General features: G+C 72.0%; 20 protein-coding genes. 13 read left to right on the top strand and 7 right to left on the bottom strand.

The window, feature by feature from the left end; translation table 11 throughout:
* The first annotated feature begins 1 nt into the window (after position 1).
* The 7 genes from ACFQRF_RS20400 to ACFQRF_RS20430 all read left to right on the top strand — a co-directional run bounded on the left by ACFQRF_RS20400 (position 2) and on the right by ACFQRF_RS20430 (position 5,973).
* Positions 2-601, top strand: coding sequence for an MnhB domain-containing protein (locus ACFQRF_RS20400; RefSeq protein ID WP_379872739.1), 600 nt, complete (start codon positions 2-4; stop codon positions 599-601).
* Positions 598-972, top strand: a complete 375-nt coding sequence (locus ACFQRF_RS20405) for an NADH-quinone oxidoreductase subunit K (RefSeq protein ID WP_379872740.1) — start codon at positions 598-600, stop codon at positions 970-972. Before ACFQRF_RS20400 ends, ACFQRF_RS20405 begins: the two co-directional genes overlap by 4 nt.
* On the top strand, positions 969-2,495 hold the full coding sequence (locus tag ACFQRF_RS20410; protein WP_379872741.1) for a Na+/H+ antiporter subunit D: 1,527 nt from the start codon (positions 969-971) through the stop codon (positions 2,493-2,495). Before ACFQRF_RS20405 ends, ACFQRF_RS20410 begins: the two co-directional genes overlap by 4 nt.
* A complete protein-coding gene (locus ACFQRF_RS20415) occupies positions 2,492-3,139 on the top strand; it encodes a Na+/H+ antiporter subunit E (protein WP_379872742.1) in 648 nt (215 codons plus the stop codon). The genes ACFQRF_RS20410 and ACFQRF_RS20415 overlap by 4 nt, the downstream gene beginning before the upstream one ends.
* Positions 3,136-3,414, top strand: a complete 279-nt coding sequence (locus tag ACFQRF_RS20420) for an MrpF/PhaF family protein (RefSeq protein WP_379872743.1) — start codon at positions 3,136-3,138, stop codon at positions 3,412-3,414. Before ACFQRF_RS20415 ends, ACFQRF_RS20420 begins: the two co-directional genes overlap by 4 nt.
* A complete protein-coding gene (gene mnhG, locus ACFQRF_RS20425; RefSeq protein ID WP_379872744.1) occupies positions 3,401-3,754 on the top strand; it encodes a monovalent cation/H(+) antiporter subunit G in 354 nt (117 codons plus the stop codon). The genes ACFQRF_RS20420 and mnhG overlap by 14 nt, the downstream gene beginning before the upstream one ends.
* Positions 3,755-3,822: 68 nt before the next feature.
* Positions 3,823-5,973 carry a RecQ family ATP-dependent DNA helicase gene (locus ACFQRF_RS20430; protein WP_379872745.1) on the top strand — a complete coding sequence of 717 codons (2,151 nt, stop codon included), beginning with the start codon at positions 3,823-3,825 and terminating at the stop codon, positions 5,971-5,973.
* 70 nt (positions 5,974-6,043) lie between these two features.
* Here the strand turns inward: ACFQRF_RS20430 and ACFQRF_RS20435 are convergent, their stop codons facing one another.
* On the bottom strand, positions 6,044-6,931 hold the full coding sequence (locus ACFQRF_RS20435) for a carbohydrate kinase family protein (protein ID WP_379872853.1): 888 nt from the start codon (positions 6,929-6,931) through the stop codon (positions 6,044-6,046).
* Between the two features lie 219 nt (positions 6,932-7,150).
* On the opposite strand from ACFQRF_RS20435, the gene ACFQRF_RS20440 reads away from it, so the two are divergent.
* Entirely contained in the window at positions 7,151-9,874 is a 2,724-nt protein-coding gene (locus ACFQRF_RS20440; RefSeq protein WP_379872746.1) for a bifunctional acetate--CoA ligase family protein/GNAT family N-acetyltransferase, read from the top strand.
* Between the two features lie 131 nt (positions 9,875-10,005).
* Here the strand turns inward: ACFQRF_RS20440 and ACFQRF_RS20445 are convergent, their stop codons facing one another.
* Both ACFQRF_RS20445 and ACFQRF_RS20450 read right to left on the bottom strand, forming a co-directional pair.
* Complete coding sequence (locus ACFQRF_RS20445) at positions 10,006-10,188, bottom strand: hypothetical protein (protein ID WP_379872747.1); 183 nt, start codon at positions 10,186-10,188, stop codon at positions 10,006-10,008.
* Positions 10,189-10,339: 151 nt separating this feature from the next.
* Positions 10,340-10,933 (bottom strand): NADPH-dependent FMN reductase, encoded by a 594-nt coding sequence (locus tag ACFQRF_RS20450; RefSeq protein WP_379872748.1) that lies wholly within the window; start codon positions 10,931-10,933, stop codon positions 10,340-10,342.
* A gap of 114 nt (positions 10,934-11,047) precedes the next feature.
* Between ACFQRF_RS20450 and ACFQRF_RS20455 the strand changes: the two genes are divergently transcribed.
* The 3 genes from ACFQRF_RS20455 to ACFQRF_RS20465 all read left to right on the top strand — a co-directional run bounded on the left by ACFQRF_RS20455 (position 11,048) and on the right by ACFQRF_RS20465 (position 14,022).
* The gene (locus ACFQRF_RS20455; RefSeq protein WP_379872749.1) at positions 11,048-11,884 is read left to right on the top strand and encodes a helix-turn-helix transcriptional regulator; all 837 of its coding nucleotides are present in this window, start codon (positions 11,048-11,050) and stop codon (positions 11,882-11,884) included.
* 315 nt (positions 11,885-12,199) lie between these two features.
* Entirely contained in the window at positions 12,200-12,775 is a 576-nt protein-coding gene (locus tag ACFQRF_RS20460; protein ID WP_114398400.1) for a DUF5998 family protein, read from the top strand.
* 116 nt (positions 12,776-12,891) lie between these two features.
* A complete protein-coding gene (locus tag ACFQRF_RS20465; RefSeq protein ID WP_379872854.1) occupies positions 12,892-14,022 on the top strand; it encodes an alkaline phosphatase family protein in 1,131 nt (376 codons plus the stop codon).
* A 4-nt stretch (positions 14,023-14,026) separates the two neighbouring features.
* Here the strand turns inward: ACFQRF_RS20465 and ACFQRF_RS20470 are convergent, their stop codons facing one another.
* Genes ACFQRF_RS20470 through ACFQRF_RS20480 form a run of 3 tightly spaced genes read right to left on the bottom strand, consistent with a single transcriptional unit; the run spans position 14,027 to position 15,301 of the window.
* Positions 14,027-14,215, bottom strand: a complete 189-nt coding sequence (locus tag ACFQRF_RS20470) for a DUF397 domain-containing protein (protein WP_379872750.1) — start codon at positions 14,213-14,215, stop codon at positions 14,027-14,029.
* Positions 14,216-14,224: 9 nt separating this feature from the next.
* Entirely contained in the window at positions 14,225-14,422 is a 198-nt protein-coding gene (locus tag ACFQRF_RS20475) for a DUF397 domain-containing protein (RefSeq protein WP_379872751.1), read from the bottom strand.
* Between the two features lie 12 nt (positions 14,423-14,434).
* Positions 14,435-15,301, bottom strand: a complete 867-nt coding sequence (locus ACFQRF_RS20480) for a helix-turn-helix domain-containing protein (protein ID WP_379872752.1) — start codon at positions 15,299-15,301, stop codon at positions 14,435-14,437.
* A 273-nt stretch (positions 15,302-15,574) separates the two neighbouring features.
* Between ACFQRF_RS20480 and ACFQRF_RS20485 the strand changes: the two genes are divergently transcribed.
* Entirely contained in the window at positions 15,575-16,024 is a 450-nt protein-coding gene (locus tag ACFQRF_RS20485) for an ATP-binding protein (protein ID WP_379872753.1), read from the top strand.
* 42 nt (positions 16,025-16,066) lie between these two features.
* Here ACFQRF_RS20485 and ACFQRF_RS20490 read toward each other — a convergent pair whose 3' ends face one another.
* The gene (locus ACFQRF_RS20490) at positions 16,067-16,675 is read right to left on the bottom strand and encodes a TetR/AcrR family transcriptional regulator (protein WP_379872754.1); all 609 of its coding nucleotides are present in this window, start codon (positions 16,673-16,675) and stop codon (positions 16,067-16,069) included.
* 91 nt (positions 16,676-16,766) lie between these two features.
* Between ACFQRF_RS20490 and ACFQRF_RS20495 the strand changes: the two genes are divergently transcribed.
* The gene (locus ACFQRF_RS20495) at positions 16,767-17,642 is read left to right on the top strand and encodes an NAD(P)-dependent oxidoreductase (RefSeq protein ID WP_379872755.1); all 876 of its coding nucleotides are present in this window, start codon (positions 16,767-16,769) and stop codon (positions 17,640-17,642) included.
* Positions 17,643-17,887 lie beyond the last annotated feature (245 nt).

A 17,887-nucleotide genomic window follows, 5' to 3' on the forward strand; every position in this document is an offset into this window, starting at 1 on the left:
CATGGCCGTCAACGGTTCCCCGTCCGGACGCACCGGACCGCCCGAGGGGTGGGAGGCGCCGCGGGAGCGCTGGCTCAGCACGGTCGTGCGGCCGGCGTTCGGCCCGCGTTCGGTGCTGCTGGAGGTCGTCGCGCGGCTGCTCATCCCGGCGATCCTGACGTTCTCGGTGTTCCTGCTGGTCTCGGGGCACGACCGCCCGGGCGGCGGCTTCGCCGGCGGGCTCGTCGCGAGCATGGCCTACGTGCTGCGCTACGTGGCCGGCGGCCGGCACGAGCTCGCCGCCGGGCTGCCGCTGCGGCCCAACAGCCTGCTGGCGATCGGGATGCTGCTCGCCTGCGGCACGGCGGTCGCGCCGCTGCTCGTGGGCGGGCCCGTCATGGACACCGCCCAGTTCACGTTCACCCTCCCCGTCTTCGGGGAGGTCAAGCTGCTCAGCGCGCTCATCTTCGAAACGGGGGTCTTCCTCATCGTCGTCGGTCTCGTGCTGTCCGTCGTGGCCGCCCTCGGCGCGCGGATGGAGGCGGAGGAACAGGAGGCCCGCGAGGAGCGGGCCGGGCGGCGCCCCAGAGGCGGCGCCACCGCGGACGGAGGAGGCGCGTGAGCACTCCCAGCTTCATCCTCGTGATCGCCGTCGCCGTGCTGTACTCCGGCGGCTTCTACCTGCTGCTGCAGCGGTCGCTCATGCGGGTCGTCTTCGGCATCCTCATGCTCGGCCACGCCGCCAACATGTCGCTGCTGCTCACCGACGAGGCCATCACCCTGCCGCCGCTGCTCGGCGGCGCGTCGGGGGAGATGTCCGACCCGTTGCCGCACGCCATGGCGCTGACCGCCATCGTCATCACCTTCGGGGTCACCACGTTCCTGCTGGCGCTCGCCTACCGGGTGTGGCTGGGCGACGAGAACGACGAGGTGCCCGACGACCTTGAGGACCGCCGCATCCGCCGCCTGACGGAGCCGGAGGACTCCTCGTGAACGTGCTGCTCGCCATCCCGCTGGTGGTGCCGCTGCTCGGCGCGGCGGTCACGCTGCTGCTGCGTGCCGCACCACGCGCCCAGCGCATCACCAGCACCCTCACCCTGGCCGGTGTGGTGGCCGGCGCCGCACTGCTGGTGGCGCGGACCGCCGACGGCGATGTGGTGGCCAGCCAGGCCGGTGGCTGGGCCGCGCCGCTCGGGATCACCCTGGTGGCCGATCCGCTGGCCGCACTGCTGCTCCTGGTCTCCTCGGTGGTGCTGCTGATCGTGCTGCTGTACGCGATCGGCCAGGACATCGGCGGGCTGAGCCGCGCGACGCCGCAGGTGTTCCACCCCGTCTACCTGGTGCTCACCGCGGGCGTCTGCCTGAGCTTCATCGCCGGGGACCTGTTCAACCTGTTCGTCGGCTTCGAGATCATGCTGACCGCGAGCTACACGCTCATCACCCAGGCGCCGACCCGCGCGCGCGTGCGGGCCAGCATGATCTACACGGTGGTCAGCCTGACCTCCTCGATCCTGTTCCTGACCGGGATCGCGCTGGTGTACGCGCTCACCGGCACCGTGAACATGGCCGACATCGCCGAGAAGCTGGGGGCGGCGCCGCCAGCGCTGCGGATGGTGCTGGCGCTGCTGTTCTTCGTGGTGTTCGGGATCAAGGCCGCGATCGTGCCCATGCACTTCTGGCTCCCGGACAGCTACCCGGTGGCGCTCACCCGCATCTCGGCGATCTTCGCCGCGCTGCTCACCAAGGTCGCGGTGTACGCCATCATCCGCACCCAGACCCTGCTGTTCGTACGGGACGACATCTCGGCGGTCATGCTCTGGGTGGCGATCGCCACCATGGTCGTGGGCATCCTCGGCGCACTCGTGCAGGACGACATCAACCGGGTGATGTCCTTCGCGCTGGTCAGTCACATCGGGTTCATGATCTTCGGGCTGGCACTGAACACCGTCGCCGGTATCGCCGGGGTGGTCATCTACCTGGTGCACCACATCGTGGTGCAGGCGACGCTGTTCCTGGTCAACGGGCTGGTGCGCCAGTACGTCGGCCACACCTCGTTGCGCGCGATCCGCGGGCTCACCACGGTCTCGCCCGCGCTGGCGCTGTTCTTCTTCCTTCCGGCGCTCAGCCTGGCCGGACTGCCCCCGATGTCGGGGTTCGTGGCCAAGGTCGCGCTCTTCGAGGCGGGGGTGGCGGCCGGCGGATGGCTGGTGTACCTCGGTATCGCCGCCGGTGTGCTCACCAGCCTGCTCACCCTGATGGCGATCTTCCGCATCTGGACGCGGGCGTTCTGGGGGACACCGCTGCCCGACATGGTCGAGGCGAAGGCGCAGTTGCGGCGCGGCGGCAACCTCGGCGGCCTGCGGTTCATGACCGCCATGACCGGGGTCATGGTCGCCGTCGGGCTGGTGGTGGCGGCCGCGGCCGGTCCGCTCGCCGATCTCAGCTTCGTGGCGGCCCACGACCTTCTCGACGGCCGCGCCTACGTCCAGGCGGTACTGGGAGGAGGTGCCCGATGACCACTGTCACCCCGTCCGCGGGCGCCGGGGCCGGCAGTTCCAGCGCGGTCCCGGCGGAACGCACCTGGCCGCGGCGGCTGCTCGGGCGGCTGCCCACCGTGCTCTGGCTGACGGCCATGTGGGTGATCCTGTGGGGCGACCCCAGTCCCGGGACCATCATCGCCGGTGCGGTGGTGGGCTCGGCCTGTTACTCGGTCGCGAAGCTCCCGCACATCCCGGTGCGGCTCGGCTTCCGCCCGCTGGCCGTGCTGCGCCTGGCGGCCGCCATCGGCTACGACCTGTTCTCCTCCAGCGCCCAGGTGGCCGTCCACGTGCTGTGGCGGCCGCGCCGCACCCGCGGCGCGATCGTCGCGGTGCCGATGCGCACCGACTCCGACTTCCTGCTCGCCATGGTCAGCGGCGGGCTCTCCCTCGTCACCGGCAGCATGGTCATCGAGCTCAACCGTGACCAGGGTGTCATCTACGTGCACGGCATCCCCATCGACTCGCCCGAGGCGGTCGAGCGGCTGCGCCGCCAGGTGCGCCGGACCGAGGAACTGTTCGTGCGGGCGTTCGGCACCGCCGAAGACCTCGCCGAGTTCGGGCGGTCCGCCGAGCCGGCCGCGCCGGCGAACGCCGTCCCCGCCCGGGAAGGAGACTCATGACCCTGATGTCCGGCGTCTACGTCGCGACCTTCACCATGCTGGGGTTCAGCGTGCTCTTCACGCTGTACCGGCTGGTGCGGGGCCCCTCGGTCCTGGACCGGATCGTGTGCCTGAACGCCCTGTCGGTGCTCCTGGTCAGCGCCATCGCGGTCGAGGCGGCCGTGCGCGGCGACACCACCTACGTGGGACTGATGGTCACCATCGCCCTGCTGGGGTTCGTCGGCACGCTGACCGGCGCCCGGTTCGCGGAGAGGCGGGCGCATGACCGCGGCTGACGTCCTGACCGCCGTGCTGCTCCCGCTCGGCGCGCTGTTCACGCTCGTCGGCACCATCGGGCTGGTGCGATTCCCCACCCTGCTGGGACGCATGCACGCGGCCGCCAAGCCGGACACCGTCGGGCTGGTCCTGCTGCTCGCGGGCGCGGCCTGCCAGCTCCCCGACCTCCGATCGGCCGCGCCGCTGGGGCTGGTGGCGCTCTTCCAGTTCGTCACCGTCCCGGTGCTGACCCAGACCCTCGGGCGGGTGGCCTACAGCCGCGGCGAGACGGACGGCGAGCGCCTGGTGGTCGACGAACTCGCCGAGGCCCTGGACCGTTCCGGCGAGCCCGACCGGTAGCCGGTGGAGTCGAGCGAGGCCTGTGGACGGCCCGCGCGGCGTCGCCCGGCTCTGGTAGCAAGGAGGGCATGGTTACCTCCGCTCCACCCGGGGCCGCCGGTCCCGAGATCGATTCCGCACTGCGCGAGCAGGCCGAACGCCATCTCCGCGCCCTCGCCGGGGACGGCGCGCGGCTGCGCGCCGACCAGTGGCGCGCCATCCACGCCCTGGTGGCCGAGCGCCGGCGCGCGCTCGTGGTGCAGCGCACCGGGTGGGGCAAGTCGGCGGTCTACTTCGTGGCCACCGCGCTGCGGCGGGCCCAGGGGGCCGGGCCCACGGTCATCATCTCGCCGCTGCTCGCCCTGATGCGCAACCAGATCTCGGCCGCCGAACGCGCCGGCATCCGCGCCCGCACCATCAACAGCGCCAACCTCGACGCCTGGGAACGGGTCTACGCCGACATCGCCGCCGGTGAGGTCGACGTGCTGCTGGTCAGCCCCGAGCGGCTCAACAACCCCGACTTCCGCGACCGGGTGCTGCCCGAACTCGCCGCGGGCGCCGGACTCGTCGTCATCGACGAGGCGCACTGCGTCTCGGACTGGGGGCACGACTTCCGGCCCGACTACCGGCGGATCCGCACCCTGCTCGGCGAACTGCCCGCGGGCATCCCGGTGCTGGCCACCACCGCCACCGCCAACGAGCGGGTCACCCGCGACGTCGCCGAGCAGCTGGAGGTGGGCGACGGCGCCGAGACCCTCGTGCTGCGCGGCTCCCTCGACCGCGAGAGCCTGCACATGGCGGTCGTCGAGCTGCCCGGCAGCACCGCCCGGCTGAGCTGGCTCGCGGAGCACCTCGGCCGCCTGCCGGGCTCCGGCATCATCTACACCCTCACCGTGGCCGCGGCGGCCGAGACCGCCGAATTCCTGGCCTCACGGGGATACGAGGTGCGGGCCTACAGCGGGCAGACCGACCCCGAGGAGCGCCAGCGCGCCGAGGACGACCTGATCGCCAACCGGACGAAGGCGCTGGTGGCCACGAGCGCGCTCGGCATGGGGTTCGACAAGCCCGACCTCGGCTTCGTCGTGCACCTGGGGGCGCCGCAGTCGCCCATCTCCTACTACCAGCAGGTCGGCCGGGCCGGGCGCGGCGTCGAGCACGCCGAGGTCGTGCTGCTGCCCGGGCGCGAGGACCGGGAGATCTGGCGGTACTTCGCCAGCGTCTCCTTCCCGCCCGAGGAGACGGTGCGCCGTACCCTGGACGCGCTCGCCCAGGCCGGTGAGCCGGTGTCCGTGCCGCGCCTGGAGGCCCAGGTGGACCTGGCGCGCGGGCGGCTGGAGCAGATGCTCAAGGTGCTCGACGTCGACGGCGCGGTGCGCCGGGTGCGCGGTGGGTGGGCGGCCACCGGCGAACCGTGGCGGTACGACTCCGAGCGGTACGCCGCGGTCGCCCGGGCCCGCGAGGCCGAGCAGCGGGCCATGCTCGACTACATCGCCACGTCCGGCTGCCGGATGGAGTTCCTGCGCCGCCAGCTCGACGACGCCGGCGCGGGGCCGTGCGGCCGGTGCGACAACTGCGCCGGACCTCGGTGGACCGCCGAGGTCGACCCGGAGCAGCAGGCGGCCGCCGCCGCGCATCTCGACCGCCCCGGGATCGCCGTGCCGGCGCGGCGGCAGTGGCCCACGGGCATGCGCGAGCTCGGGGTCGACGCCTCCGGGGCCATCCGTCCCGAGCTGCGGGCGGAAGAGGGGCGGGCGCTCGCCCGGTTCACCGATATCGGCTGGGGCGCCACGCTGCGCCGGCTGCTCGCCGAGGAGGCGCCGGACCAGCCGGTCGGCGACCAGGTGTTCCAGGCGGTGGTGAACGTGCTCGCCGCCTGGCCGTGGAGCGCCCGGCCGGCCGGGGTGGTCGCGATGCCGTCCCGCACCCGGCCCCGGATGATCGGCGACCTCGCGGCCCGGCTCGCCCAGGTGGGCCGGCTGGCGCCGCTGGGCGCGCTCGACTACGCGCACCCTGACGGCCCGGGGCCGCGGCGGCACAACAGCGCGCAGCGGCTGGCGTCGCTGTGGCACGCCTTCGCCGTCTCCACCGAGCTGCGGGCCGGGCTCGCCCGGCTGGACGGGCCGGTGCTCCTCCTCGACGACCACGTCGACACCGGATGGACGCTCACCGTGGCCGCGCGGCTGCTCCGCGAGGCCGGCGCTCCGGCGGTGCTGCCGCTGGCCCTGGCCGCGAGAGCCTGAGGCCGGGCCGCGCACGCCGACGCGCCGCCCAGGTCGTCCTGGGCGGCGCGTCGGCGGAACGGTGGCGGCGCTAGTCGAGGTCGGGCCGTGCGCCCGGCTGGTGCAGCGCGCGGGCGGCCAGCCGGTGCGCGTTCGACAGCGCGTCCTTGGGGTGGTGGCCGGCCAGCCACGGCGGCAGGAAGCCCGCGATGAAGGCGTCGCCCGCGCCGATCGACCCCGGCGAGGGCTCCACCGGCTCGGCCGGGACCACGACGATGTCGTCGCGCGTCTTGGAGGCCCACAGCGCGCCGGCGTCGCCGAGCTTGATCACCACGTTGGGGTACCAGGCGGTCAGCACCCGGGCGGCGGCCTCGGCCTCGTCGCGGCCGGTGAGCACGGCGGCCTGCTCGGTGTTGGCGAACAGCAGCCGGGCGCCGTTCGTCCAGTCCAGGAACGACTCCGCGCCGGCCCGCTCCAGCGGGGCGTGCGAGCCGCAGTCGACGGAGATCGACATGCCGGTCTCGCGCGCCATGCGCAGCGCCACGCGGGCGGCGCGCCGGGAGCCCTCGTTGATCAAGGTGTAGCCGGACATGTGCAGGTGGCCGTCCGGCCCGAACACGTCACGGGGCAGATCCTCGGGCTGCAGCGCGGCGTTGGCACCGGGGTCGCTCAGCATCGTCCGGTCGCCGCGGTGCGTGATCATGACCACGCAGGTGCCGGTGGGGCGCTCGGGATCCATCACCATGCGGGCGTCGATCCCGAACCCCATGAGTTCCATCTCGCGGGTCCGGCCGGTGATGTCGGAGCCGCGCCGGCCCACCAGGGCGGTGTCGGTGCCTTCGAGCGCCAGCCACGCCGCGACGTTGGCGCCGGAGCCCCCGCCGTACATGATCACCGAAGCCGGGGTGTCACTGCCGCGAGCCAGCGGGTGGAAAGCCCGCGCGACTGCGTCGGTCATGAGATCGCCGATCACGACCACTCGCGTCATTTCGTCACCACCTTGCCGACCCTCTTCCTGCTCGCGACCCGGGAATGTGCCACCTGACGTTAACAGGTTCAGGGGTGGCCGCGGGTAACGAAGTGACAGAGGCGCCATGCCGCATCGGCCGCCGCTGCGGGCACCCGATGACCGGGTGAACAGAGGGGGCGGCGCCGTGGTACCCGTCATCCGCCCGGTTTTCTCGTTTACCCTCAAACCGTGCAGCACTACCCGAACCACTGGGAGGCCGACGTCGTCCTCACCGACGGCGGAACCGCGCATTTGCGGCCCATCACGCCTGAGGACTCCGGCCTGCTCCAGGAGTTCCACTCGCGGCTGTCGGCCGAGACCATCTACTTCCGGTTCTTCGCGCCCTACCCCAAGCTCTCCAGCCGGGATGTGAAACGCTTCACCACGGTCGACTACGAGGACCGGGTGGCGCTCATCGCGACCATCGGCGGCCACATGGTGGCCGTCGTCCGGTACGACAAGGTGAGCGCGGACGAGGCCGAGGTCGCCTTCGTGGTCGAGGACGCGCACCAGGGCCGCGGCCTGGCCTCGGTGCTGCTGGAGCACATCGGCGCGGCAGCCCGCGAACGCGGCGTGCGGCGGTTCATCGCCGACGTGCTGCCGGAGAACCGGCGCATGATCAACGTCTTCCGCGAGGCCGGATACACGGCACAGCAGACCTTCGACGAAGGTGTGATCCGGCTCACCCTCGACCTGGAGCTGACCGACGTGGCCCAGGAGGTCATGCGGGCGCGGGAACAGCGCGCCGAGTCGCGCTCCATCGCCCGGCTGCTCTTCCCGGAGTCGGTCGCCGTCATCGGCGCCAGCCGCACCGCGCACACCATCGGCCAGACCGCGCTGCGCAACCTCATCGCCGGCGACTTCCAGGGCCCGGTCTTCCCGGTGCACCCGGAGGCCAAGGCCGTGGCGGGCGTGCGCGCCTACCCCACCGTGCTCGACATCCCCGACCCCGTCGACCTCGCCATCGTCGCGGTGCGCGCCGACATGGTGACCGACGTCGTCGCCCAGTGCGCCCGCAAGGGCGTGCACGGGCTGGTGGTGGTCAGCTCCGGTTTCGGCGAGTCGGGCCCGGAGGGGCGCGCCCGCCAGGACGAACTCGTCATCACGGCCCGGGCCGCCGGAATGCGCGTGGTGGGGCCGAACTGCCTCGGGATCGCCAACACCGACCCGGCGGTGTCGCTGAACGCCACCCTGTCACCGGACGTCCCCCCGCGCGGGCCCATCGGGTTCTTCTCCCAGTCCGGGGCGCTCGGCCGGGCGATCCTGCAGCGCGTCGCCCAGCGCGGCATGGGCCTGTCCACGTTCGTCTCGGCCGGCAACCGCGCCGACGTCTCGGGCAACGACCTCATCCAGTACTGGGAGGAGGACCCCGCCACCGAGGTGGTGCTGCAGTACCTGGAGTCGCTCGGCAATCCGCGCAAGTTCACCCGGCTCGCCCGCCGCCTCGCCCAGCACAAGCCGGTGGTGGCGGTGCGCAGCGGCGGCTCCTCCCAGGGCGTGCCCTCCGGGCACGCGGCCGACGCGCTCGCCCTGCCGGACTTCGCGGTCACCTCGCTGTTCCAGCAGGCCGGCGTCGTGCGGGTGGACGACATCACCCAGATGTTCGACGTCGCCCAGCTGTTCGCCTACCAGCCCCTGCCGGCCGGCCCACGGGTCGGCATCATCGGCAACTCCGACTCCCTCGGGCTGCTGGTCAAGGACTCGTGCGCGCGGTCCGGCCTCAAGCCGCACGACCCGGTCGACCTCGGGCCCACCGCCACCGCCGAGGAGTTCGGCGCCGCCCTGGACGCCGCGCTCGGCGACGACGCGGTGGACTCGGTCGTCGTGGTGTTCATCCCGGCGCTGACCCCCATCTCCAGCGACGTCGCCGAGGTGATGCGGGCCAAGGCCGCCACGGCGGGCAAGCCGATCATCACCACCTACCTCGGTTACCAGGGGCTGCCCGAGGAACTGCGGCAGACCGGGCCGGACGGGGCCACCGCGCGCGGGTCGATCCCCTCCTACCCGGCGCCCGAGGACGCGGTGCGCGCCCTCGCGCACGCCACCCGCTACGCCCTGTGGCGCGAACGCGATCCGGGCCGGCACCCGGAGCTGTCCGGCATCGACCGCGCCGGCGCCCGCAGGCTCATCACCCGCACGCTCGCCGAGGCCGAGGAGGCCGGAACGGCCGCGCACTCCGTCTGGTTCACCAGCGAGCCGGTCTCCAACGAGGAGGCCGCGGTGCCCGCGGACACCGCCCGCGACCTCCTCGCCTGCTACGGCGTCGACGTGTGGCCCGACATCGCCGTGGACTCCGCCGACGCCGCGGTGGCGGCGGCGGAGCGGCTCGGCTACCCGGTGGTGGTCAAGGCCAACGCCCCGGACCTGCGACTGCGCGCAGGCGGTAGCGGCATCCGGGCCGACCTGCGGTCCCCGGACGACGTACGCGGCGCCTACACAGCGCTGCACGACCGGCTCGGCGACGAGGCGATGCTCGTGGTGCAGCACATGGCGATCCCCGGCGTGCCCACGGTCGTCCGCGCGGGGGAGAACCCGTCCTTCGGCTCGGTCGTCGCTTTCGGCCTCGCCGACGTCACCGCCGAACTCCTCGACGACCGCGCCTACCGCCTGGCGCCCCTCACCGACGCCGACGCCGCCGACCTGGTGCGCGCCGTCCGCTCCTCGGCCCTGCTCTTCGGACTGCCGGCCGGAGCCACCTCACTGGCCGACCAGCCCAACGTGGAGGCACTGGAGGAACTGCTCGTCCGGGTCTCCCGCCTGGTGGACGCCCTGCCGGAGGTGGCGCACGTCGACCTCGACCCGGTGATCGTCAACGCCACCGGCGCCCACGTCCTGGGCGCCCGCGTCTGGCTCCGGGAGGCCCCAGAACTCCGGCCGGACCACGGGCCGCGGCGGCTGCGGGTGCCGTACTGAAGACCGCGAGTCCGCCTCTCACTCTGGATGCCGGCGCGCTGCCCGTTTCCACGGGTACTCCAGCCGGTCATCGGGGCGAAAGAGGAGTCGGTCTCCGCTCGCTTGCGATCAGTGCGGCCGATCGGGGGCGGTCACTCTGCTGGTGTTTCGGCGGCCGTCCACCAAGGGGTGTCCCCCCCGCCAAAGCCGAACGGCGCCAGTCGGGCGACCGGCCGGCCCTCATGGACGATGATGAAGACCACGCCACGTTGAACGCACTGCATGATGTCGTCGGTGCAGGCGGCGAGGTAACTCGAAGTGATAGTGATCGGCACGTCACACATTGTGCTCTCTCCGGGGCCACTCCGGCTCCATCGGCGTCGGCCCGCGTTGGCTCGGCGAGCGGCAAGGGGCCGTCTCAATAGTGGGCGGCCTCGGGGGCCGGAACCGTACGCCTTGCCCCCGAGTGACTCCACCGCCTCGCGCTCACGCCGGGTAAGGCGCGACCTCGCGCGCCGTCCGGAGCGCGCCCGCCCACCAGGACAGCTGGTCCAGCAGCGTCTTGGCGTACCCGGCGGCCCCGGAGTCGAGGGGACGGCCGTCCTGCCACCCCGTGAAGTAGTTCGGGAACGCGAGACCGTCGCGAATCGTCACCGCGTGCAACTCGGTCAGCACGTTCTCCAGGTGCAGGACGGCGTGGCGGCCCCCCGCCGCGCCGCCGTAGCTGACGAACGCGACCGGCTTGGCCGTCCACTGCGTGAAGTGCCAGTCGATGGCCGCCTTCAGCGACGCCGGATAGCTGTGGTTGTACTCCGGCGTGACGATGACGAACGCGTCCGCGCCCTCCAGCGCCGACGTCAGCGCCGCCATCCCGGCCGGACGGGGGTAACCATCGCCCGCGTACTTCGGTGATTCCGCAGGCAGGGCCAGCGGGATCTCCACCTCGGCCAGGTCCACGACCTCGACGTCGAATCCCCCGTGAGCGTGAGCCTGATCAGCGACCCACGAGGCCACGACGGGACCGAACCGGCCGTCCCGGACACTTCCCACGATGATCACCAGCTTGTGCTTGTTCTCCATGCCCACCACGGTCCCGCGGGTCCCGGCGGGGCAGCCAGACCGCGCCCAGGCTGGCCCTGAGAGGGCCACCCTGAGCAGGTCGCGGCCGGCAGGCGGCGACGTAGGCTACGCCGCATGGGAACGCCGTTGGGTGACTTCATCCGAGCCAAGCGCGACAGCATCCAGCCCGAATCGCTCGGACTGCGGGATCACGGTCGACGCCGTTCGCCCGGTCTCCGGCGGACGGATGTGGCCACGCGGGCCGGCGTCAGCGTCGAGTACCTGACCCGCATCGAGCAGGGCCGGGACCGCAGCCCCTCGGTGGCGGTGGTGAACGCGCTGGCCGACGCCCTCAGCCTCGATTCCGCCGAGCGCGCCCACCTGCGCTACCTCGCGAAGATCACCGGTGGCGAGTGCGTCCACGGCGCGCGGCCGGCACCGGCCCGTCGCGACGTCCGTCCCGCGGTCCTGGAGACGCTGCGCCTGCTCGAACCGGGGATCGCGCTGGTCACCAACCGGCTTGGCGACGTCCTCGCCCACACCGGGGGATTCGCGTCGATGATGGAGGCGAGCGGGTTACTGGAGACCGACGCGCCGAACCTGACGCGGTACCTGTTCACCGACCCCCGCGCCCGGACGTTCTTCGCCGACTGGGACGCCGTGGCCGACGAACAGGTCTTCGACCTGTGGCTGGGGCCCTCCGTGGAGAACGCCGAGTGGTTCCGGGCGGAACTCGAACCCGTCGCGGGCGCGGACTTCACGCGGCGCTTCGACCGGCACGTGGTGCCCCAGCGCGGCGTACTCCGGATCGACCACCCGGCCGCCCAGGAACTGCGGTTCCATCGGGAGACGTTCGAACTCGCCACGGACGCCCAGCAGCTGGTCGTCTTCCTCCCTGCGGACGAGCGCACGGCCCACAGCGTCGAGCGATTCCGCCTCCGCCCTCCCGGCAGGCTGCGCGCGGTCACGTGATGCCGGGGGCGGGGTCACACCGGCTCGGGCTGGCGCTCCGGTTCGGCGGGCGGCAGCGGGCCCGGGCCGGGCGGCTCGGGTTCCGGGTGCGGGGGCTCGGGGGGAACCGGCGTCGGACCGGGCGGGACCGGTTCGGGCTCGGGCATCGGCGGCCCCGGGGGCGGCGGGGTCGGTATCGGTGGAACTCTGGCAGTCATATCGAGCCCCTACCCGTGGACGGCGGGCGTTATCCGTGAGCCCCCCTCCGCCCACGGCGGCATGGTGCGTGCCCCCGGCGTGAGGGGGCAGGATGGGGCCATGAGGAAAACGCGTGCTGTGTCCACCGACTGGCGCTCGGAGATCGAGCGCAGTGGGTACTATCCCGGGCTCGTGGCCGACGCCGTGGCCACCACCCTCGGCGGCGAGTCCGCCGAAGCCTTCGTGGTGCACCACGAGGCCACCTTCGACCCGGGGATGGAAGTGCGGCGGCACATCACCGTCCTGCTGCTCACCCCCACCCGGCTCATCGTCTGCCACACCGACGAGCACCCGCCCACCGAGCCGAGCGACCACCCGCACGCCTCCACCACCACCGACTCCATCAAGCTGGGCAACATCCAGTCGGTCGCGCTGACCCGCGTGGTGCCCGACCCCGCCAGCTATGTTCCCGGCACGCCGCCGAGTGAGGTGGTCCTCAGCATCAGCCTCGCCGTCAACTGGGGCGCCATCGCGCACATCGACCTGGAACCCGCGGCCTGCGCCGACGAGTCCTGTGAGCTCGACCACGGCTACACCGGCGCGATCACCGCCGAGCCGCTCACCCTGCGGGTCAGCCAGGCCGCCGACGGCGCCGAGATCGTGGCCAACATGCTGGATTTCGCCCAGGCGCTCTCCGAGGCCACCAGCCGATGACCGAGCGGCGGTCCCCCTCCGGGACCGCTGCCGTCCGGCCGTCCGCCGCCGCACGTCGAGGAGGGATCCGACCCGTGACCGCAGGTCCCCCGCACGACCACCCCGCGGACCCCACCATGGACGGGACGTTCGAGGCGCCGCGCTACGGCGCCGCCTCACTCGCGGATCTGGCCCCCTCGGTGCTGGCGTCGCTCGGTGTCGCCGGCGAGCCCGACGTCCTCGGGCTGCCGCCCGTTCGGCGGGCCTGCGTGCTGCTGGTCGACGGCATGGGGTGGCAGGCGCTGCTGGCGAACCGCGCGCACGCGCCGTTCCTGTCCGGCCTGCTCGACGGCGCGACGGTCATGACGGCGGGTTTCCCCACCACGACCGCCACCAGCCTCACCACGCTGGGTACCGGATGCCCGCCCGGCGGGCACGGCATCTTCGGGTACCAGGTCGGCCTGCCCGGCCGCGACCGGGTGATGAACTCGCTGCGCTGGGACCCGGAGGTGCGGCCGGAGACCTGGCAGCCGCGGCGCACGGTGTACCAGCGAGCCGAGGCGGCGGGGGTGCGGACCGCCTACGTGGCCGACGGCGCGTTCGAGGGCTCCGGCTTCACCCGCGCCTCGGCCCGCGGCGGGCGCTACGTTCCGGCTGACGGTCCTGACGCCCTGGCCGAGGCCGTGGCGTCCGTCTTGCGGGACGCCGACCGCTCCTACGCCTTCGTGTACCACCCCGACCTCGACACCGCCGGGCACGTGTTCGGGATCGACTCGCTGCAGTGGCGGAACGAGCTGGAACGGGTGGACCGGCTCGCCGAGACGATCGCCGGGGCGCTGCCGGCCGACGGCGTCTGCTACGTGACGGCCGACCACGGCATGGTCGACGTCGGCCCGGACGGCCGCGTCGACGTCGAGGCCGACCCGGCCCTGACGTCGGGCGTCCGGCTGCTCGCCGGGGAGGCCCGGGTCCGCCAGGTCCACGCGCTGCCGGGCGCGCATGCGGACGTGCTCGCCGCATGGCGGGAGCGGCTGACCGGCCGGGCGGCGGTGGTCGACCGGGACGAGGCGATCGCACGCGGCTGGTTCGGCCCGGTGACGCCCGACCTGGCTCCCCGTATCGGCGATGTGCTGGCGCTCGCGTACGGCGACACGGCGCTGGTCGCGCCGCGGGCGGAGCCGAGCGAGAGCCGACTGGTGGGGCAGCACGGGTCGCTCACGCCGGAGGAGGTGCGGGTGCCGCTGCTGAGGGTGCTTCCGGGGGCCTGACCGGCTACCGGCCGACGGCGCCGTGCTTCACGCCGGTGATGAATGAGTGCCACTCGGCGTGTCTGAATGTCAGCATCCCGCCATTCGGGTCCTTTGAGTCTCGCAGAGCGTGAATCGTGCTCGTCGCAGCCACCTCCACACAATGACTCTGCTTGCCGCTGTAACTGGACTTGCGCCAGGACGAGCGCTCCATGTTCGCTCCTCAGAACTGTGTGGACTGTGCTGTCTTCAGTGCGGAGAGGAAGGCGCGCCATTCCGGGTCGGGGAAGTACAGCGTACCTAGAGCGGGATTCTTTGAGTCTCTCATCAGTCGGTCACGCTGGATTTCGGCGATCTCCACGCATTCGCCGGTGTTCGAGCTGTAGGACGACTTGCGCCAGCGCAGCAATGGGTTCTGCATCAGGTGTCTCCGTCAGTTGTGGTTCGAGATGGCTCGCTCGATGAGCGTCAACGACTGTGACGGGCTTGCGGCCCGATCGGTGAGACCAGCGAAGATGTTCGCGAAGTGCTCAGTGTCAGAGCGTTCTTCGAGGTACAGGGCGCCCAACGCGTACTCCACGTACACGACGTCTTCGTAGGCGATGGTCTGGTGAGGAGAGCCGTCGAAGCCGACGATCAGGAACGACCCAGCACCGGCCGGGTGTTCTCCGGCGGAGAACGGCAGTACCTGGAAGGTGACATTGGGGAGTTCGCAGCGCTGTCTAAGGTGTTCGAGCTGCGAGCGCATCACCGTTGGGCCGCCCACTTCGCGGTACAGGGCAGCTTCATTGAGGACGACGTGGAGTTGCGGCGGTTTGTTGCTCAGCAAACGCTCCTGGCGAGCCATTCGCAGCGCGACGTGCTGCTTTGCTTCGTCATCAGATGACACATCGACCGCCGCCCGGGCGAGCGCGAAGGCGTAGTCCTCGGTCTGGAGTAGACCGTGGATGAGTTCGGTCTGGTAGGCGCGCAGCGTGCTCGCTTCGGTCTCCAGCCCCACATAGGCGTCGAACCATGCTGGCGTCGCCTTGTGCGTCTGCCACCAACCACGCTGACGAGCCGCGTGGGCGAGCTCGAAGACCGCTTCACACTCTGCCTCTGACGCCCCGTAGAGCTTCATGAGGAGTTGAGCGGTTCCGGGCTGGATGCGCGTAGTCGCACTCTCGACCTTGCTGAGCGTCGCGGCATGCATCCCGGCGTGCTTGGCAGCACGCGCGGCCGTGATGCGCGCCACCTCTCGACGTTGGCGCAGCACCCGGGCCAACGTGCGGCGCGCGACCGTGGGGCTGGCCTCGGCCACCCGACACCTCCTGACGCAGACGTGAACGTCCTCAGTTTCGCTGATCCAGTGCACAACGCCAACTTTTCGCAACTTGCCAATCATGATGTTTCCAAGATTGACCTTGCCATCGCAAAGGTTGCCATGCACACTAGCAGTAGTGGATGTGACCGGATCGCTACGCACCGTGTTTGTGTGCATTGGGTTGCAGACGCCATGAAAACGGCCCTGCCGGGTGGTCGCGCACCTGGCAGGGCCTCCGCCCTCGACCTGGATTAGGCAGGTGAAGGACTCATGTCCAACGGTATCGCTGCGGACATCTCGCTCCAGCGTCCACCACTCCCACGCCGCCACTCCAAGCGGTTCGCCGGTCACCCCGATAACGTCAAACCCGCCCGCGCCTGGCTCGCCGCCCTGCTCGCCGACAGCGCCATCCCCCGCCAGACCGCCGCCGACGCCGTCCTCCTCCTCAGCGAGCTGGCGACGAACGCCATCAAGCACACCCCCAGCGGCCACGCCAACGGCACCTTCCGCGTCCACCTCCACCACGCGCCCGGGCGCCTCCGGGTAGAAGTCCACGACGACGGCACCGGCCACGACCCCTACCGCCTCCGCGTCGTCACCGACCCCGACGCCGAGAACGGCCGCGGCCTCCTCCTCGTCCACCACATCGCCGACGCCTGGGGGTCTCTCCCGCCCGGCATCGGCCCCGGCAGCTACTTCGAACTCGCCTGGCGGGGCTGATCAACTGACGAGGTGGCCCGCTGACCCGTCGGAGGGGGCTGGTCAGCGGGCCGTCGCGTCCGGGGCGTAGCAGGCGACGAGCCGGGCGAGGTGGCGGCCCGCCGTGTGCAGCGGCTCCTCGCTGCGCGCCACCTGGGCGGACAGTTCGGCGCCCTCCAGGGTGCTCACCACGGTGCCGGCCAGCTCGCGTGCGGTGTCGGGTGCGAAGCCGCAGGAGACCAGCTTGCCGGCCACCAGGTCCTGCCAGTGCTCGATCGCCTGGGCGCAGGCGAGCTGGATGTCGGGGGTGCGGCCGATGGTCTCCAGGGCGGTGGCGGTCACCGGGCATCCGTCGGTCCAGTCGGAGTCGCGCAGTCCCGCGGCGAGTTCCCGGGTGCAGGCGACGAGCCCCTTGCCGGGATCGTCCTCGCTGTCCAGCGCGGACCGGAGCAGCTCCGCGAATTCCTGGTCGCCGTGCCTGATGGCGGCGGCGGCCAGTTCCTGCTTGCCGCCGGGGAAGAAGTGGTAGACCGACCCGAGCGTCGCGCGGGACTCACGGGCGATCTGCTTGATGCCGGTGCCCTCGTACCCCTGGCGTTGCAGCAGGCGTGCGGTGACCTCGACGATCCGGGCCCGGGTGTCGCCGGCGGCGTGCTGTTCCGTGCGTGCCATGCGGCAAGTCTACTGAGTAGAGCGTTCGTTCTAGAGTGTGCTAGCTTCCCTCTGAGTAGAACGATCTTTCTAGTCGTGAAGGTGGGCAACCATGAGCAACCAGGCAGTGACCGTCATCGGACTCGGCCCGATGGGGCGGGCGATGGCACGGACGTTCCTCGACAACGGACACGCCGTGACCGTGTGGAACCGGACCCCGAGCCGGGCGGACGAGCTGGTCGCCGACGGGGCCGTGCGGGCCGCGACCGTCCGGGACGCGCTCGCCGCCAACGAGCTGGTCGTGCTGAGCCTGACCGGCCACGACGCGATGTACGCCATCCTCGAACCGGCCGCCGACGCCCTCGCGGGCCGGGTGCTCGTCAACCTCAGCTCCGACACCCCGGAACGCTCCCGCGCGGCGGCCGCATGGGCGACCGGGCTCGGTGCGCGTTACCTCACCGGAGGAGTGCAGGCCTCTCCCTCAGGTATCGGCAAGCCGGGGTCGGCCACCTTCTACAGCGGTCCCGAGGAGGACTTCCAGGCGCACCGCGGCACGCTGGCGGTGCTCACCGGAACCGACTACGTGGGCGCCGATCCCGGGGCGGCGGCGCTGTACTACCAGCTCCAGATGGACATGTTCTGGACCAGCATGCTGAGCTTCCTGCACGCGCTCGCGGTCGCCGATGCCAACGGCATCTCGGCACGCGAGTTCCTGCCGCACGCGACGGCCACGGCCGCCTCCGTCCCGGGGTTCCTCGCCTTCTACGCGCCGCGCGTGGACGCGGGCGACCACACCGGCGACGTCGACCGCCTGGCCATGGGGACCGCGAGCGTCGAGCATGTCCGGCACACGGCCGCCGACGCCGGCGTCGACACCACCCTGCCCGACGCGGTCCTGACCGCCTTCCGCCGGGCCATGGAGGCCGGCCACGCGGCGGACAGCTTCACCAGTGTGATCGAGGTGTTCCGCGAGGGGGCGTCGCGATAGGGCGCCTGACGTCGTCAGCGGCGGCAGGACCGGGATCTCTGGCCCGGTCCGGCCGCCCGACCTCGGCATGCCCACCAGCGCCGCACCTCGCCGACCCGAGCCCGGCTGGGCCACCACCGCGCCAACAGCGGCGGCGACCCAGCCGACACGGTGGGAGGACACGCGCTGGGCGGCTATGCGAGCCCCCCGGATAGCACGCTCATCGCGGCACCAGAGCGTGTCGGCTTCTGCCACCCAGCCGTAAA

Source organism: Marinactinospora rubrisoli (assembly GCF_042664915.1).
In the GTDB taxonomy this organism is placed as follows: Bacteria; Actinomycetota; Actinomycetes; order Streptosporangiales; family Streptosporangiaceae; genus Marinitenerispora; species Marinitenerispora rubrisoli.

Coding starts and splice junctions, on each gene's coding strand:
- ACFQRF_RS20400 (WP_379872739.1), top strand. CDS start 2: ATGGCCGTCAACGGTTCCCCGTCCGGACGCACCGGACCGCCCGAGGGG.
- ACFQRF_RS20415 (WP_379872742.1), top strand. CDS start 2,492: ATGACCACTGTCACCCCGTCCGCGGGCGCCGGGGCCGGCAGTTCCAGC.
- ACFQRF_RS20420 (WP_379872743.1), top strand. CDS start 3,136: ATGACCCTGATGTCCGGCGTCTACGTCGCGACCTTCACCATGCTGGGG.
- mnhG (WP_379872744.1), top strand. CDS start 3,401: ATGACCGCGGCTGACGTCCTGACCGCCGTGCTGCTCCCGCTCGGCGCG.
- ACFQRF_RS20430 (WP_379872745.1), top strand. CDS start 3,823: ATGGTTACCTCCGCTCCACCCGGGGCCGCCGGTCCCGAGATCGATTCC.
- ACFQRF_RS20450 (WP_379872748.1), bottom strand. CDS start 10,933: ATGGAGAACAAGCACAAGCTGGTGATCATCGTGGGAAGTGTCCGGGAC.
- ACFQRF_RS20455 (WP_379872749.1), top strand. CDS start 11,048: ATGGGAACGCCGTTGGGTGACTTCATCCGAGCCAAGCGCGACAGCATC.
- ACFQRF_RS20465 (WP_379872854.1), top strand. CDS start 12,892: ATGGACGGGACGTTCGAGGCGCCGCGCTACGGCGCCGCCTCACTCGCG.
- ACFQRF_RS20470 (WP_379872750.1), bottom strand. CDS start 14,215: ATGGAGCGCTCGTCCTGGCGCAAGTCCAGTTACAGCGGCAAGCAGAGT.
- ACFQRF_RS20475 (WP_379872751.1), bottom strand. CDS start 14,422: ATGCAGAACCCATTGCTGCGCTGGCGCAAGTCGTCCTACAGCTCGAAC.
- ACFQRF_RS20485 (WP_379872753.1), top strand. CDS start 15,575: ATGTCCAACGGTATCGCTGCGGACATCTCGCTCCAGCGTCCACCACTC.
- ACFQRF_RS20490 (WP_379872754.1), bottom strand. CDS start 16,675: ATGGCACGCACGGAACAGCACGCCGCCGGCGACACCCGGGCCCGGATC.
- ACFQRF_RS20495 (WP_379872755.1), top strand. CDS start 16,767: ATGAGCAACCAGGCAGTGACCGTCATCGGACTCGGCCCGATGGGGCGG.